Annotated in this window: 15 protein-coding genes; 8 read left to right on the top strand and 7 right to left on the bottom strand. The window is 48.6% G+C overall.

The annotated features are described in order from the left end of the window. Nucleotides 1-11 precede the first annotated feature (11 nt). From recR to PPHA_RS05850, 3 genes are read right to left on the bottom strand one after another with little or no spacing between them, the layout of a single operon-like run. On the bottom strand, nt 12-626 hold the full coding sequence (recR, locus tag PPHA_RS05860; protein WP_012507942.1) for a recombination mediator RecR: 615 nt from the start codon (nt 624-626) through the stop codon (nt 12-14). Between the two features lie 6 nt (nt 627-632). Beyond that, entirely contained in the window at nt 633-968 is a 336-nt protein-coding gene (locus PPHA_RS05855; protein WP_012507941.1) for a YbaB/EbfC family nucleoid-associated protein, read from the bottom strand. Between the two features lie 39 nt (nt 969-1,007). Continuing rightward, nucleotides 1,008-1,991, bottom strand: coding sequence for a transketolase family protein (locus tag PPHA_RS05850; protein ID WP_012507940.1), 984 nt, complete (start codon nt 1,989-1,991; stop codon nt 1,008-1,010). A gap of 71 nt (nt 1,992-2,062) precedes the next feature. Here PPHA_RS05850 and rsmA point away from each other — a divergent pair, with 71 nt between their 5' ends. The 7 genes from rsmA to meaB all read left to right on the top strand — a co-directional run bounded on the left by rsmA (nt 2,063) and on the right by meaB (nt 12,263). Beyond that, nucleotides 2,063-2,851, top strand: coding sequence for a 16S rRNA (adenine(1518)-N(6)/adenine(1519)-N(6))-dimethyltransferase RsmA (gene rsmA, locus PPHA_RS05845; RefSeq protein ID WP_012507939.1), 789 nt, complete (start codon nt 2,063-2,065; stop codon nt 2,849-2,851). Between the two features lie 170 nt (nt 2,852-3,021). After that, the gene (locus tag PPHA_RS05840; protein ID WP_012507938.1) at nt 3,022-4,944 is read left to right on the top strand and encodes a propionyl-CoA synthetase; all 1,923 of its coding nucleotides are present in this window, start codon (nt 3,022-3,024) and stop codon (nt 4,942-4,944) included. Further along, nucleotides 4,941-5,348 (top strand): methylmalonyl-CoA epimerase, encoded by a 408-nt coding sequence (mce, locus tag PPHA_RS05835; RefSeq protein WP_012507937.1) that lies wholly within the window; start codon nt 4,941-4,943, stop codon nt 5,346-5,348. The genes PPHA_RS05840 and mce overlap by 4 nt, the downstream gene beginning before the upstream one ends. 28 nt (nt 5,349-5,376) lie before the next feature. Further along, entirely contained in the window at nt 5,377-7,179 is a 1,803-nt protein-coding gene (locus PPHA_RS05830) for a carboxyl transferase domain-containing protein (RefSeq protein WP_012507936.1), read from the top strand. Continuing rightward, on the top strand, nt 7,176-8,951 hold the full coding sequence (locus tag PPHA_RS05825; protein WP_012507935.1) for a methylmalonyl-CoA mutase subunit beta: 1,776 nt from the start codon (nt 7,176-7,178) through the stop codon (nt 8,949-8,951). Before PPHA_RS05830 ends, PPHA_RS05825 begins: the two co-directional genes overlap by 4 nt. Then, complete coding sequence (gene scpA / locus PPHA_RS05820; RefSeq protein WP_012507934.1) at nt 8,948-11,086, top strand: methylmalonyl-CoA mutase; 2,139 nt, start codon at nt 8,948-8,950, stop codon at nt 11,084-11,086. The genes PPHA_RS05825 and scpA overlap by 4 nt, the downstream gene beginning before the upstream one ends. A 163-nt stretch (nt 11,087-11,249) precedes the next feature. Beyond that, entirely contained in the window at nt 11,250-12,263 is a 1,014-nt protein-coding gene (gene meaB / locus PPHA_RS05815) for a methylmalonyl Co-A mutase-associated GTPase MeaB (RefSeq protein WP_012507933.1), read from the top strand. Here meaB and PPHA_RS05810 read toward each other — a convergent pair. The 4 genes from PPHA_RS05810 to PPHA_RS05795 form a co-directional block, all read right to left on the bottom strand. Then, nucleotides 12,247-12,705: a universal stress protein gene (locus PPHA_RS05810; protein ID WP_012507932.1), complete on the bottom strand. Its 459-nt coding sequence runs from the start codon at nt 12,703-12,705 to the stop codon at nt 12,247-12,249. The genes meaB and PPHA_RS05810 overlap by 17 nt on opposite strands. Nucleotides 12,706-12,717: 12 nt before the next feature. After that, nucleotides 12,718-13,485, bottom strand: coding sequence for a slipin family protein (locus tag PPHA_RS05805; protein ID WP_041526725.1), 768 nt, complete (start codon nt 13,483-13,485; stop codon nt 12,718-12,720). A 161-nt stretch (nt 13,486-13,646) separates the two neighbouring features. After that, nucleotides 13,647-14,669, bottom strand: coding sequence for an NAD(P)-dependent oxidoreductase (locus PPHA_RS05800; protein ID WP_012507930.1), 1,023 nt, complete (start codon nt 14,667-14,669; stop codon nt 13,647-13,649). Nucleotides 14,670-14,862: 193 nt separating this feature from the next. Then, entirely contained in the window at nt 14,863-16,068 is a 1,206-nt protein-coding gene (locus PPHA_RS05795; RefSeq protein ID WP_012507929.1) for a hypothetical protein, read from the bottom strand. A gap of 358 nt (nt 16,069-16,426) precedes the next feature. On the opposite strand from PPHA_RS05795, the gene PPHA_RS05790 reads away from it, so the two are divergent. Then, nucleotides 16,427-16,969 (top strand): pentapeptide repeat-containing protein, encoded by a 543-nt coding sequence (locus tag PPHA_RS05790; RefSeq protein WP_012507928.1) that lies wholly within the window; start codon nt 16,427-16,429, stop codon nt 16,967-16,969. The last annotated feature ends 54 nt before the right edge of the window (nt 16,970-17,023 follow it).

Raw genomic sequence — 17,023 nt, 5'->3', positions numbered from 1 at the left:
TTTAAAAAACGCTATACAACCGTGCGTCCTTCCATTGCCCGTGAAAGGGTTGCTTCATCGATAAATTCAAGCTCCGCTCCAACTGGAATCCCGCGAGCTATTTTTGTAACATGGATGCCAAGTGGCTTGAGAAGCTTGCTGAGATAGAGCGCTGTTGTTTCTCCTTCAATGGTCGGATTCAGGGCAAGAACAACCTCCCTGACTGCTGGACTCTGCGGCATTGTGAACCGCAACAACAGTTCCCGCACCTTGATGTCGTCAGGACCAATACCATCAAGGGGTGAGATAACTCCATGCAAAACATGGTAGAGCCCCTTGTAATGGCCGGTTTTTTCAAAAGCGAGCATATCAACGGGAGATTCGACAACGCAGATCACTGAACGGTCACGTGCCTTGCTGGTACAGAGTGCACAAGGATCGACGCCGACATCAGTGATGTTCTGGCAAACAGAACAACGAATAACGTTATCTTTGGCTTCAAGCAGGGCTTCGGCCAGCCTTTCTGCCTCAGCTCTTGGCTCACGCAAAATATACATGGCAAGACGCTGGGCAGTTTTGCGTCCGACACCAGGGAGTTTTGCAAATTCATCAATAAGAGATTCCAGGGCAGCCGAAGTATAACGCATGAAAAATTATTGACCGAGGTTCAGGTTTTTGAGAATATCCGCAGGATTCATCATCCCTCCGGTCACCTTGGATATCTCTTCCTGTGCAAGCCTTGCAGATTCATCCAGAGCATTGTTCACTGCAGCCAGAACAAGATCCTGCACCATTTCCGCATCATCCATGATGTCAGGATCAATAGTCAGGCTGAGCAGCTTCTGCTTGCCGCTGACACTGACTTTAACCATGCCACCCCCGGCTTCACCATGAGCCACAATCTTTTCAAGCTGTTTCTGTACATCCTGCATCTTTTCACCAGCCTGCTGGATCTGTTTCATCATATCACCTAAATTCGGCATTGCCATCTGATCTTATCTCCTGTAGATTGTATAGAATTATTACCGTCAACTCTTTCTGCGCAGAGCGATGTAAATTTTTTCAAGAATGTCTCCGGTTGTCAGCCTGTATTTTTCCAGAAGCTCATCAGCTTTTCCTGACTCGCCAAACTGATCTTCAACTCCGACCATCTCAATCGGTACCGGAATATTGAGAGCACAAACATGGGCCACTGCATCACCAAGACCGTTAAAGGTCTGGTGCTCTTCAGCCGTAACAAGAGCGCCGGTATCATTGGCCGCGCGAACGATAGCAAGCGTATCGATTGGCTTGATCGTGTGCATGTTGATCACCCTGACGCCAACCCCCTCTTTTTCAAGTATACGCGCAGCTTCAAGAGCTTTCCAGACCATGATACCACAGGCAATGACGGTAACATCTTTTCCTGGATGGAGCTCGATCGACTTGCCGATTTCAAAGCCATCCTCGTCAAGCGAAAAATCAGGAATGTTCGGCCTTCCGAAACGAAGGTAGACTGGCCCCTGATGCTTCACAATGGCCCTGGTCGCACGAATGGTTTCACTGTAATCGGCGGGCACAACTACCGTCATTCTTGGCAGACCACGCATAAGGCCAATATCCTCAAGAATCTGGTGGGTAGCTCCATCTTCACCCAGTGTCAGCCCTGCATGTGAAGCGCAGATCTTTACATTATGATTTGAATAACAGACCGACTGGCGTATCTGATCGTAAACCCTGCCAGTAGCAAAGACGGCAAACGTTGCTGCAATCGGTATTTTGCCTGTTGTCGCAAGACCGGCAGCCATGGAGATCATGTTTGCCTCAGCGATCCCTGTCTGGATAAAACGGTCGGGAAAAGCATCGCGAAATAAATTCATATTCAGGGAGCCCGTCAAATCGGCGCACAGAGCGACAACAGAACTATCCTCCCTGCCTATTTCAAGCAAAGCTTCGCCAAACCCGGTACGGGTAGCTTTGTTTCCCCGCGAAACATATGGCGAAGCCGGAACCCCGATGTTATTTTCTTCCATTACTTCCAGAATAACTTAAATTGTGAAAAGTACTTCCGCTTGGCTATGGTACTCAAAAAAATGCAAACCCCATGAGAAAAGTTGTTGAATATAAGCATACAGAAATAGCAGTAAAAAAAAAATTAGGTCAAAACTTTCTCACAGACCGTAATATCACAAGAAAAATAGTAATTGCATCAGGCGCCACTCCCCAAGATAACATTCTTGAAATTGGCCCTGGATTCGGTGCCCTGACAAGAGCGATCATGGAATTCTGCCCACTCTTCACCGTCGTCGAAAAAGACCACAAACTCGCGGACTTCATCCGATCTGAATATCCACAACTCAACCTCATTGAAGGCGACTTTCTCGAAACCGATCTTGCCGCACTCGCACACGATAAACCACTCAAAATACTCGGCAACATCCCCTACTCCATCACGACACCGATCCTTTTTAAACTGCTTGAACACCGTCATACTTTTTTTTCAGCAACACTGATGATGCAGCATGAAGTCGCCATGAGAATTGTTGCACATCCAAGCACAAAGGATTATGGCATTCTTGCTGTTCAGATGCAAGCTTTCTGCGATGTCAACTATCTTTTCAAGGTTGGACGCAAAGTCTTCAGACCACAACCAGGTGTCGACAGTGCTGTTTTGCAGATGACTCCAAAAAACAATGTCCCCTTGAACGATGCTGACGGGTTCCGTCGCTTTGTCCGAATAGCTTTTCACCAGCGCCGAAAAACCCTGCTGAACAATCTCAAAGAGAGCTATAACCTTGAATCAGTAGCAAACCATACCCTGAAACTGAGAGCCGAAGCACTCTCAGTTGAAGATTTTTTTCAACTCTTCAGAGAGCTGAAACCACTGACCTGACAAATGATCATTGAACTACTGTCTATTTTTGTTAACATTGGGTTTTAATTTTAAAAAATAAATCAGTCCACTCAATGTTCTGCCGCCATCATACCGTATGTCCGTTCTTTCTGAATAAACCGTCCTCCCTTTTATTTTATTAACTCATTTTTTTCCAGGGGGTTATTCGTATGTCGCAGTCCTTCAGCACCGTCTATCAGCACTCAATTCAGAACCCGGTAGCATTCTGGGGAGAAGCCGCAGAAAAGCTTCATTGGTACAAGAAATGGAACACCGTTCTGGATACCAGTAACCCGCCTTTTTATCGATGGTTTGCTGGCGGAATGACCAACACCTGTTACAATGCCCTGGATCGCCATGTTGATGAAGGACGCGGTAACGATTTGGCTGTTATTTTCGACAGTCCGGTAACAGGTACAAAACAACGCTATACTTTTCGGGAGTTCCGGGATATCGTGGCGCTCTTCGCCGGTGCATTGCAATCGAGAGGAGTTCGCAAGGGTGATCGCGTGATCATCTATATGCCAATGATCCCCGAAGCCGTAGTTGCCATGCTTGCCTGTGCAAGAATCGGAGCTATCCATTCCGTCGTATTCGGTGGTTTTGCCTCTCATGAACTTGCCATACGAATTGATGACTGCAAACCGAAAGTGATCATTTCAGCATCCTGCGGCATTGAACACAGTAAAGTAATTGACTACAAGCGTCTGCTCGACTTTGCCATCGAGCTTGCCCACTTCAAGCCTGAAATCTGTATCATCAAACAGCGCGACCAGCTCAAAGCGGAACTCAACGAAGAGCGCGACCTGACCTGGAACCAGTCTCTCCTCGGTGCCGAACCCGCTCAATGCGTCCCTGTTGAATCTTCCGATCCCCTCTACATCCTCTACACATCGGGAACCACCGGCCAGCCAAAGGGAATCGTCCGCGATCACGGCGGCCACATGGTCGCTCTGCAATGGTCAATGAAAAATGTGTATAACGTTGAACCTGGAGAGGTTTTCTGGGCTGCGAGTGATGTTGGCTGGGTTGTCGGCCACTCCTATATCGTCTACGCTCCCCTTCTTCAGGGATGCACCACACTTATTTTTGAGGGGAAACCGGTCGGCACACCCGACCCCGGCACCTTCTGGCGAATCATCAGCGAACACAATGTCGCAGTGCTCTTTACTGCGCCAACGGCATTCCGGGCTATCAAAAAAGAGGACCCAAATGGTAACTACATCAAAAACTATGATCTCTCCAGGTTCCGGACTCTCTTTCTTGCCGGTGAACGGGCTGATCCCGATACGGTCAAATGGGCTGAGCGCAATCTGAATGTACCGGTCATTGACCATTGGTGGCAGACTGAGACTGGATGGGCTATTGCGGCAAACTGCCAGGGCATTGAACCTGGACCGGTCAAGTACGGATCATCATCAAGGGCTGTACCTGGTTATAATGTTCAGGTCGTCAATTCAGATCTGGAAGAGCTTCCCGCTGGACAGATGGGCGACATCGTCATCAAACAGCCTCTTCCTCCCGGTACCATGCTGACTCTCTGGAAAGCCGACAATCGCTTTGTCGAGACCTACATGAAACAGTTCCCCGGATACTACCAGACCAGCGATGCCGGTTATATTGACGAAGATGGCTACATCTACATCATGTCACGCACCGATGACGTCATCAATGTTGCCGGTCACAGACTCTCTACCGGAGCAATTGAAGGCGCTCTCTGTGAACATCCTGACGTTGCAGAAAGTGCTGTCGTCGGCGTTCATGACGACCTGAAAGGCCAGGTGCCGCTCGGCTTCCTCGTCCTCAAGAACAATGTTGATACCCCGCACAACCAGATCATCAAGCACGTTATTGAATACGTGCGTGAAAATATCGGGCCTGTCGCCTCGTTCAAGAGCGCCATTATTGTCGACCGCCTTCCAAAAACCCGTTCAGGAAAAATTCTCCGCGGAACCATGCGCAAAATTGCCAACAGTGAAGAGTACACCATGCCTGCAACAATTGACGATCCGGTGATTCTCGATGAAATCAGGGAAGGACTGCAGACAATCGGATATGCCATAAAGAGCAAATCAATAACAAAGGACGCATGATCAAAAAAATTGACCATATCGCGATTGCCGTCCAAAACCTTGAAAGCGCACTTGAGACGTTCCGGAACGTTCTTGGGTGCGCCAGGGAGGCGATCAGGATCGAAGAAGTTCCGTCTGAAAATGTGCGCGTTGCATTTATTTCCATTGGAGAGACAAAAATCGAACTCCTGGAACCCATGAGCAATGAGAGTGCCATTGCAAAATTTCTTGCAAAAAACGGCGACGGCATGCATCATATCGCATTTGAAACCGACGACATCGAAAAAGAAACGGAGCGTCTTCGCTCCGTCAATATCAATCCACTTGGCTTGCCAAAAGAAGGGGCAGGCGGAAAAAAAATTATGTTTCTTCACCCTAAAGAGACCAACAGGGTACTTCTTGAATTTGCTCAAAAACAGCATTAACCAATCAAGACAAAGCAGCTTGTAACCAGTGAAACATTTTTATCTGCCTTTCGAGAAAAAAGAGGGCTTCAGCTACTCACATGAGAGTATTGAACAGCTCACCGAATACGAAAAGTATCAACTCTCCTTTCACCCCGAACGCCCCAGACACCTCGATTACCTTACCGTATTTGAAGAAACTGAAGAGTGTCTGCAGAACGATCTGTACGGCAGTTGCATCATCCAGACCCATCGGGCTGTATTGCGCAATGGGGAAAACGCCTGGTGGCCTGTCATGCTGATCGGCCAGCAATCGGCACCAACCTCTGATTTTGCGCTCATGCGCCAGCTTTTGAGAAATCCTGATGAGATTGCGAAATGGAATCAGGGCATGCCAACACCGGCAGCATTTGAGAAAGCAATCAAGGCCATTGAACTTGCCGAAAAGGAACACCGTATCATTATCACCATAATCGATACCGCAGGTGCCGATCCCACTGAAGAGTCGGAAGGAGGTGGAATTGCATGGAAAATTGGTCGATGCATGCAATTGCTTGCCGAAGCAACCGTACCTACCATATCGGTGATCATCAACAGGGGATGCAGCGGTGGTGCCATTGCCCTGACCGGATGCGATGCCGTTCTTGCCATGGAATTTTCCACCTACATGGTCATTTCACCTGAAGCATGCTCTTCCATCCTTTTTCGCACAAGGGACAAGGCCAACTTTGCCGCCGAAATTTCACAGATAACAGCTCAGAAAGCGCTGAAAAACGGCATCATTGATGACATCATCATTGAACCGGATGGCCCGGCACACCATTTTCCGCAATCTGCCCTGCAGTCTTTCAAAAGCTCGATGGTAAAATGGCTTGACCAGCTCAGCAGAATACCATCCAATGAGCTTTTTGCAGAGAGAATGAAACGCTGGGAAAAGATCGGGCAGTGGGATACCATCAGCGAGGAGGAGATCATCAGCTTTGAAAAACCGGTCACCTACTTTATTCCGAAGCCAAAAAAAATACTCTTTGTTGCCCGCCATAAAAACTGTATCGACAATGCTGGTAAAAAAGTGCTTGATCCGGTACTGTACTCAAAGCTCTTTGCCGATAACTTCACCTGTGAAATATGCGGACATCGGTATGTCAGGTTGACAGCGCATGACTACATCAACCTTGTCCTCGACAACGGCTCATTCGTCGAACACCGGAATACCCGCTACATTGTTGACAAAGATATTCTGGATTTCCCTGATTACCAGAAGAAAATTGTTGAAGCACAGCGCAAAACCGGCGCTGCAGCATCCTTTATAACCGGAGACGCCACAATCGAGGGTGTGCCTGTCGTCTTTTGTGCTACCAACTTCAATTTTCTCGGCGGTTCATTCTGCATGTCGACAGCAGAAAAAATCTGGCGGGCAAGCAAAACTGCCATTGAAAGAGGTGTCCCTCTTGTTATCCAGGCTACAGGAGGTGGCGCAAGAATGCATGAAGGGTGCTCCTCCATGGTTGGACTGCCGAAGTTGCATGTCGCCATATCGAGTGTTGAAAAAGCTGGACTTCCTGTTATTACCATCGTTACCGACCCAACACTTGGCGGTGTTGCCATAGGCATCGGATCAAGGGGAATTAAACTCTTTGAACATAACGCTGGCAACATCGGCTTTTCCGGCAAACGGGTCATTGAACAATATACCGGCAAACCGACAACCAGGGACTTCCAGACTACCTGGTGGCTTCAACAGAAAGGATTTGTAGAAAATACCGCTTTGCCGACTAACCTGAAGTATAAAATTTCAGAACTTCTCAGCCAGCACAACATTGCACAAAACCAGCAGGAAGCATCGTTATGACACACTCCCGGCCTGATTCTCTTTTTTCCAGCTTCCCGCCTGTCAGTCGGGCTGAATGGAAAACCAAGGCAGTTGCCGACCTCAAAGGAAAACCTTATGAAACCATAGTCTGGCATACGCCAGAGGGTTTTGATCTTGAACCCTGGCACGCTCATGAAGAGAAAGAACAACACCTTGAGCTGCCACCCTCAAAAGGAAACAATACCTGGAAAAATTGCCACCGTATTACCGTGCATGAAGCGGAAAGTGCAAACAAAGCCGCATTAAAAACGTTTGAACTTGATGCTTCGGCAATCGAGTTCGCAGTAACGGATCCTGCGCTCTGTTCCCCGGAACAGCTCAATCGACTCTTTGCGGGAATCAACACCTCGGCGGTTGCCATCCACTTTTCAGGGAACCTCCCTCCTGCTCACGAACTGCTTGCAGCGCTTGCGACGCTTCCCGGATTTACGGAAAACAGGGGGGGGCTGCTCACCTCTTCAGCAGATCAGCCCTTTTACGAACCCGAAAAGTTCCATTCCCACTTCAGGGCACTTCCCCGCTTCAGATTTCTGGCTGTTGATACCATCCCTTTTCATGAAAAAGGCTCCACATCAACACAGGAGATTGCATTTGCGCTCGCCATAGCAAGCGACTATCTCCACAGCTTTACTGAATCCGGAGTTCCGGTGGAGAGCATCATTGCAGCGATGGAAATCATCCTTCCTGTCGGATCGAGCCACTTTACCGAACTGGCGAAACCCAGAGCCCTGCGTTACCTCCTTCAGCATCTTCTGAAGGCCTACGGTGCATCAGGATCAGCACAGCCAACTCTCTTTGCCAGAACATCAGACAGAAACCACTCTCTGCTCGATCCCTACACCAATGTGCTCCGACTGACCACCGAATCAGTTTCAGCAATTCTCGGCGGTTACGACACCCTGCAGATAGGTGCATTCGACACAGGCCTCTCTGTCAAAGCTGAAATTACAGAACGAATCACGGGCAATATTCACCTGATTCTCAAGGAAGAGGCCTCATTTGACCGGGTTGTCGACGCGGCACATGGTTCGCACTACATTGAAGCCATGACCAGAGAGCTTGCCGAATCGGCATGGACTCTCTTTAAAGAGATTGAAGCGGCAGGAGGTATGGCTGAAGCTACCGATCGCGGTGTCATTGAAACCATGATTGCCGAAGCGACCGACAAACGACGGAGAGTTCTCGAAAACCGAAAAAAAACCTTGATTGGCATCAACCGTTATCCCTGGCCTCTCACGGACGAACAGGTAGAACATATCGACGCACTTGAGCTTGCTCTGGAACAACTCCCTGAAGGTAATGAAACCGCTGGTTATGAGCTGGTACGTCTGAAAAGCCGTTCCTTCAGCCTGAAGTCCGGTCGTACACCATCCGTATTTATCTGGATGCTGGGCAACCCGGCCATAAGTTTCCAGCAAGCTGCCTTTGCCGAAGACTTTTTCAAATGTGGCGGTTTTGAGATTGCCGGACGCGCAACACTCCCTCTTGAAGAGAGGGCATACAGCACAGCCCTGCAGAATAAACCGGACATTATGGTCTTCTGTATAGCCGAAAAAGATCCTGTTCCAACAGCGGAAACACTCTGCAAGAGACTTCATACTCTCGATGGCGACATTATTACTGTCATGGCAGGAAAGCCACCCGAAGAAAAGGAACGCCTCTTCGCCGCAGGCCTCGACAGCTTCATCTATGCAGGCGTCAATGTTCTTGAAATGCTGAAATCCTACCAACGTAAAACCGGAGTGCAATGAGACCGGACTTTTCAGAGATCGATATTTTCTCTTCCGCTCCAACAGCCAATAAAACTGGCACAGAAGCTCAGCAGACAGGCTGGACAACTGCGGAAGGAATCGACATCAAATCCCTATACCGTGAATCCGATATTGGACAAGCTGAGCAACTGAACTTTGCTCCCGGTTTTGCTCCCTACATAGGTGGCCCCTACACCACCATGTACACCACACAACCCTGGACGATCAGGCAGTATGCAGGATTTTCAACCGCCGAGGAGTCGAATCGCTTTTACCGCCAGAACCTTGCCGCAGGTCAGAAAGGGCTCTCCGTCGCTTTCGACCTTCCAACACACCGTGGTTACGATTCTGACCATGAACGGGTCATTGGCGACGTCGGGAAAGCCGGTGTAGCTGTAGACTCGGTTGAAGATATGAAAATCCTCTTTGACCAGATTCCGCTTGGCGACATCTCAGTCTCTATGACCATGAACGGAGCAGTGCTGCCCATCATGGCCTTTTATATCGTTGCGGCAGAAGAGCAGGGAGTGCCAACCGAAAAGCTCAGCGGTACCATCCAGAACGATATTCTCAAAGAGTTCATGGTACGCAACACTTATATCTATCCGCCAGAACCCTCCATGCGGATTATTGCCGACATTTTCCGCTACACCAGCGAAAAAATGCCGAAATTCAACTCGATCAGCATCTCAGGCTACCACATGCAGGAAGCGGGAGCAACAGCCGACCTGGAGCTGGCCTTCACTCTTGCCGACGGCCTCGAATATATTCGTACCGGCCTGAAAACAGGTCTCGATATTGATGCCTTTGCGCCACGCCTCTCTTTCTTCTGGGCGACCGGAATGAACTTCTTTATGGAGATAGCCAAATTAAGGGCCGCAAGAATGCTCTGGGCAAAAATCGTCGGGCAGTTCAATCCGAAAAATCCAAAATCACTCATGCTCCGTTCGCACTGCCAGACCTCTGGTTGGAGTCTGACCGAGCAGGATCCCTTCAATAACATCACCCGCACCTGCCTGGAGGCTCTGGCAGCAACGCTCGGCCACACCCAGTCACTGCACACCAATGCGCTTGATGAAGCCATCGCACTGCCATCACCCTTTTCAGCCCGAATTGCCCGCAATACCCAGCTCTATCTGCAGGAAGAGAGCGATATCACCAGAAGCATCGACCCCTGGGCTGGCTCCTCGTATGTTGAATACCTGACGGCAGAGCTCGCGGCGAAAGCATGGAAAATCATCAGCGACATCGAAGAGGCGGGAGGAATGGTCAAAGCGATCGAACAAGGACTCCCAAAACTGCAGATTGAAGAGGCTGCAACCCGTAAACAGGCCCGCATCGACAGCGGCAAGGAGATCATTGTCGGCGTCAACGGCTACAAAACCACAAGCAAAACTGAGATTGAGCTGCTCGAAGTCGACAACACCCTGGTACTCGATCAACAGCTCCGGCGACTGACATCCATCAAGGCTGAACGCGACAGCGATGCTTGTGCCCTTGCACTCAAGGCAATTGAGGAGAGCGCAGCATCCGGAGAGGGTAATCTGCTTGAACTGGCCGTTGATGCCGCAAGAAAAAGAGCTACATTGGGAGAAATCTCATTCGCCTGCGAAAAAACTTTTGGAAGATATCGCGCCATAACCCGACTTAACAGCAGTGTCTATATGTCGCAGATGCAGGACAATACACTCTTTAAAGAGGCGCAGCAACTCGCCGATACCTTTGCGTCGCTTGACGGTCGCCGTCCGAGAATCATGGTTTCAAAAGTTGGACAGGATGGCCACGATCGTGGAGCAAAGGTCATTGCCGCAGGCTTTGCCGATGTCGGTTTTGACGTCGATATCAGCCCTTTATTCCAGACACCTGAAGAGGTGGTGCAGCAGGCACTCGACAACGATGTGCACCTGATCGGCATATCGAGCCTTGCCGCCGGCCACAAGACCTTGATCCCGAAAATCATCGAAGAGCTAAAAGCCCACAATCGGGAGGATATCCTTGTCATTGCAGGAGGCATCATTCCCGAAAAAGATCACGCTTTCCTCTATGAAAAAGGGGTGGCAGGCATCTTCGGACCGGGAACCGTCATTGCCGAAGCGGCCATTACGATTTTGAAAAAATTGATCGCACAGGTGTAACCACACTGTAGGGGGCACGGCATGCCATTTGTGGGGATACGGCATTTGTAAGGGCACGGCATGCCGTGCCCCTACGACGATTAATATTTGTGCGTTGCCTGAAAGACGTTGGAAATTGCACGTAAAACGTTGATATCGATTTCTGAATTTTGACCCTTTGCGCATGAACAATACGCCCCACTTGACCAAGCGCTATAACCCGGATGTGGATACGGTGGTCAGCGGCATCATGAACGGGGATCGCCATATGCTCAGCAGGGCTATTACCCTGATTGAGTCACAGAAACCCGAACATGAGCGTAAAGCCCATGAGATTCTCGATCGCTGCCTCGCAAAAAAAACAGAGGCAATCCGCATTGGCATAACCGGCTCCCCGGGTGCAGGAAAAAGTACCTTTATTGAATCCCTTGGCGAAGAGATCATCAACCAGGGACTCCGGCTTGCGGTTCTGGCGATAGACCCGAGCAGCAAGCAATCGAAAGGAAGTATTCTCGGCGACAAGGCACGCATGGAAAAGCTTGCAGGAAGAAAGGAGGCCTTTATCCGCCCAACAGCCTCATCCTGCTATCTTGGAGGCACCTCGCCAAAAACCCATGAAACCATCATCCTCTGCGAAGCTGCCGGGTATGATGTCATTATGGTGGAAACCGTCGGAGTCGGGCAATCGGAGGTTCTTGTCGATACCATGGTTGACTTTATCCTGCTGCTGATGCTGCCCGGCTCGGGGGATGAGCTGCAGGGCATCAAGCGAGGCATCATGGAGATAGCAGACGCCGTAGCAATCACCAAAACTGATGGCGATCAGGCAGGTATTGCGGCTGTTTCAAGGGCTGAATTCGAAGCAGCCCTCAGGATGCTGCCAGCAAAACATCCGTTCTGGCAACCGAAGGTTTTTCTCACCTCGGCCATCACAGGCATCGGCATCAAGGAGGTCTGGCAGAATATCTCCGACTTCTTTGTAGAGATGCGCAAACAAAACCTCCTGGAAAAGAGACGCCACCAGCAACTGAAAAATCTGCTCTATACCGTTCTTGAAGAGATGCTTAAACGAGAGTTTTTCTCTCATCCCGAAGTCATCCGCTCAAAAGAGAGTATCGAGCAACAGGTGCTTCTCGCAGAGCTCAGCCCCTTCAGCGGAGCGAAGGCCCTGATCGAAGCCTTCACACATCACCGATAAACTCCTTCTCCTCAGCCTTGACGATCAGTACCGGACAATTGGCCTTGCGAACAACCGTCTCGGCCACACTGCCCATGATCAGACGGCTCAGCCCCTTTTTACCATGAGAACCCATAATAAGGAGATTAACATCAAGCTCCGCTGCTTTCTCAAGGATCACATCAGAGGGATTGCCAAACTCAATGGCACACTCAGCCTTGAGTCCGGCAACGAGAAACTCCTGCAGAATAATATCAAGATCCTCTGCCGCGGCTTTTTCAAGATCCTCTTCAAGCGGCACATAATTGAGGGTAATGTCAACTGCCATCGGTCTCGGCTCCACAACATTGAGCAGATAGACAGAGGCCCCCATATTCGAGGCAAACTCTCTGGCATACTGCACCGCCTTGCGGGAAGCATCAGAAAAATCGACGGGACAAAGAATCGCATGAATCTTGAACATGATCGGAATGGTTTATGTTGCCTGGGATGGGCCGGATGACCTGCTTTCAAGAAATGGTTTAAGCAGATCAATCGGCAACGGAAAGATAATAGTAGAGTTATTCTCGGCAGAGATATCCTTCAGCGTCTGCAGATAACGAAGCTGCAAGGCAGAAGGACTGGCGGCAATAATCGTCGCCGCATCAGCAAGCCGCTGTGCTGCCTGATACTCCCCTTCCGCATTAATAATTGTAGAACGACGTTCCCGTTCAGCCTCAGCCTGTTTGGCCATAGCCCGGCGCATCTCTTCAGGCAGATCAATCTCCTTCACCTCAACCTTGGCGACCTTCACACCCCAAGGCTCCGTATCCTTGTCGAGAATGGCCTGAATACGGTCATTGATTTCATCGCGCTCCGCAAGCAGGTTATCCAGTTCCCCCTGTCCGCATACGCTGCGAAGCGTGGTCTGGGCAAGTTGGGAGGTCGCAAAATGAAAATCCGCAACCTCAACAATAGCCTTGATTGGATCAAGTACCCGAAAATAGACCACTGCGCTAACCTTTACGGAGACATTATCTCGAGTGATAATATCCTGAGGCGGAACATCAAGCGTTACCGTACGAAGATCAACTTTTACCATTTTGTCGATCCCCGGAATAAGAATAATAATCCCCGGCCCTTTTGCTCCGATAATCCGCCCGAGACGAAAAACAACACCCCGCTCATACTCCCTGAGAATTTTTACCGACGAAATCAAAAACGCCATAATCAGTAAAAGAACCATCATATTAAACTCAAGCATACCCTCTTCTCCATTGATAAACATTATCTCAAAAACCTTCTTTCTCTCTTGAGCACTCAGCAAAACGCCAATACGGCTTCAGCCATACACCATCACCTCCACAGCATAACAAGAACAAAACAAATGCACTATTCCTTCCCTCTACAATAAATCTCCTCTCTTCAGAACATCGAATGCTCACCAAGCTCCTGTCCGGCAATCCCCTCTTTCAAAACTCTTTTGTAAAAATCGCGCAACGTATCACTGCCATAGGATGGCGTCATGTCAGCATCATATTTCCCTGTCTGCGGATTGAGTACAAGCATGGACTCTGAACAGTAATACTTGCCAATACGGGCGAACTCAGCCTTATCCTGCAATTTTGGAAAGATCTTTGCAAGCAGGCTCATCAAAGGAATAATCACGTCGAACATCTGAATCGGCATATATTTGAACTTTGGCGTGCGACCAAGAAGCTCAAAAAGCATTTCACCCTGTTCCTTGTGAGAAATCGCCCTTCCTGGACCGCCAATGGGCAGAATTTTATTCTGCTTTTCTGAATCTTCGAGACAATCAGCAATAAATCGCGCCAGATCGGACTCACTAATCGGCTTGCAGGAGGTCAATTCTCCATTACCAAACGTTACAAAGGGCTTGCCCTTCTTGACCGACTCAACCTGACCGGCAATAGACTTGAAAAAGGCTGTCGGACGAACAATAGACCAGGTCAAACCGGACTCTTTCAGCTCCTGCTCAAATTTCAGTTTCGCTCTCTGAAACTCAAGCAACGGCTTCTGGACGCAGATTGCTGAAAGCAGCACAAAATGGGTCGCTCCCGCAGCCTTGCCTGCGTCAAGCGCATTGCGTGTGGCCTGATAGTCGATATTCCACGAATCCTTCACACCCCCATTGCGAGAAGTCAGACAGGAAACAACCACATCAAAATGCTCCCCGCAGATACCATTCTTCATCAGAGACTCCATGTTGCTTACGTCCCCGAACCGTACCTCGGAACCCTGTAACTGGGCACGAGTCTCATCAGCCCTCGTCATCGAACCAACACCTGAACGCTCACGGGCAAAACTCACCACATCATATCCCCTGGCAACCAGTTCACGCACAACAAATTTCCCGATATATCCAGTGGCTCCAACAACAAAAACACGTTCATGCCGTCTTGGCGGAGAGTGCAAAGAAGTATTCACAGTTCAGAAATGGTTACAGTTTCAAGACAATCAACGTCGCTAACCCCGGTTTACTCTCAAATCCACAAAACTACAGAGAGTTCCCGCACAACGACGGTTAAGTCATAAAATAAAGCATAATATCTGGTTATCAAATCTCTTTGCCGCAAATCCTGTACATAACAGCCTGCAGGAAGCTGCTGACACCGACTACTTACTGACTGTACCCGGACTCCATGTCACTGTTGACAATTTTCTGGACTTCTGAAACAGAATGATAGCCGCCATGCCATGGAAACAACATTGAACTGACAACGGCACCTGTCGGGCCATCAAACGCAGTATAGCTTGCAATAGCCCCTCCCATAACATGGAATGGATTGGCCCCAAGGGAAGAGAGAATATTTTTCTTTGTATAGGTCGTTCCAGAGAGTTTCGTTGGCTGCAAAAGTATCATAACGGTATTTTGGACTTCAAGCTTCTGTTTGATCGCTGCCTGGCGAACCACATCTGCAAGAATGGTGTGGTATTTGTCATCAGGGGTTGTCAGTTTTGTCAGAAAATCCCTCGCTTCTTGTGAACAGGCCTTATCTTTTGTATCAACTGCTGCCCAACCGATGATATCCTGCAGTTGATCTGTAACTTTCTGCCCAGGCAAACAGAGATCAACATCATACAACTCAGGCAGTTCAACCTTCACTGAGCGAGAAGCGATGTATTCCTTTCTTACAGAAAGAGCCAGCGCGTTGAGCAGCATGGCATTATCGAGTGAGATATCTACAGGAGAAAAGCTGTAGTCTGTTTTAAAGAACGAGAGCAGATTTTTTGTAAAATCGAGAGTTGAGCCTACTTTGCCTATAACAGGCAAAAATGGCGCACTTTTCACAGATCTTCCCGACTCATCATTCGCCACATCTCTCTTTTCGCCTTTTTCTGCCTCTTGTTTTGCCTGCTGTTTCAAGGCTTCATACCGGATATTAAATAAAGCAAGGGCGTGAAAATCCGGAAGTTTATCACTATAGAGTAAAAAAGTCTTTGCCGATGGCAGATCTTTTTTTAGTTGAGCCGCAAATTTATCGGCAATTTTGTTTAAGGCTACTGCTCCAAGCATCATAGCTTCAGCTTTCCCGGCATCTGTTACCAATGAAGCTTCTCCCTTATATCCTGAGTCGGATACCGTACCGGTCTGCGCTTTGATGAGTGCTATTTCCGCATCAACTTTAGCCTTCTGGGCATTGATGGCTGCGGTTTCTGCTTCCAGACGGGCTGTTTCATCTTTGAACTTCTGAATCACCTTATCTTCCTGAAGGTTCAGGCTTGCTGCCTCTGCACTATTGGGTGTAACGGAGAGCACGGTAAAAAAGAAAAAGAGCAGAAAATGCAGCGCAGAAAATGATGATGAGGTGATATCGGTAAGCATGGTTCTTCTCACTTTTTTTAACCGAAATTAAATCAAGAGGCTGAACACCGTTGTCTCTGAATATAAGGAATTCCTTGTCAATGCCCGGCTATAATAAAAACGTATTAACTTATAAAGAAAGGAAATCAAAAGTCGCCCTCATGGCAATATTTACGCCCGGAACAACGCAAAACGCTCAGAGCGATAGAGCAGTAAAGTTTGAGAACAGAAGAGAGACAAAGCGTTTTTGAACTTCTTTGAAGAGATCAAGAGAAAATGCAATTTCTCACAAAGAGTGTTTTCGGGACGAGGTACAAGCCAAATATGTAAAAGGAACAGAACTGGCAGACAGTTGTAATTTATTTTTATAAAGGAGATCATGGAAAAAATTACAGGGGTTCAGACTCTTGAAAGGGAGGGCAGTTATGAACAGTGTGCCTTCATTCACTGCAACTTCAACAGCGCCGATCTCTCCGGTGTCAGAATGATCGATTGCCGGTTTGAGGGTTGCGATCTCAGCCTGGCCAAACTCAAAAACAGCAGCCTGCAGAAGGTGAAATTTGTGAACTGCAAATTGCTTGGTGTACTGTTCAGTGATTGCCGGAAATTTATGCTGGATCTTGATTTTGATCGTTGTATCCTGAAACTGTCACTCTTTGCAGGGTTGAAGCTGAAAAACACGCGCTTCATAAATTGTGATCTGCAGGAGGCTGATTTCAGTGAAGCTGACTTGAGCGGAGCAAAGTTTGATGGTTCTGACCTGCTCCAGACGATATTTTTTCATTCCAACCTCGAAACCGCAGATTTCCGTTCGGCTTTAAACTATTCCATCAACCCGGAAACAAACCGTCTCAGAAAGGCAAGATTTTCAATTCCTGGCGTGACGGGTTTACTTGATACGTACGGAATCGAAATCGAGTGACTCATACGCAAGGAAGCCGCATCGCTGCGGCTTCCTCTTGTTTGCACCGGGGGA

This window comes from Pelodictyon phaeoclathratiforme BU-1, assembly GCF_000020645.1.
Classification (GTDB): domain Bacteria; phylum Bacteroidota; class Chlorobiia; order Chlorobiales; family Chlorobiaceae; genus Chlorobium; species Chlorobium phaeoclathratiforme.
Note: the sequence above shows the minus strand (reverse complement) of the source record. Positions and strands in the feature narration are given on the sequence as shown.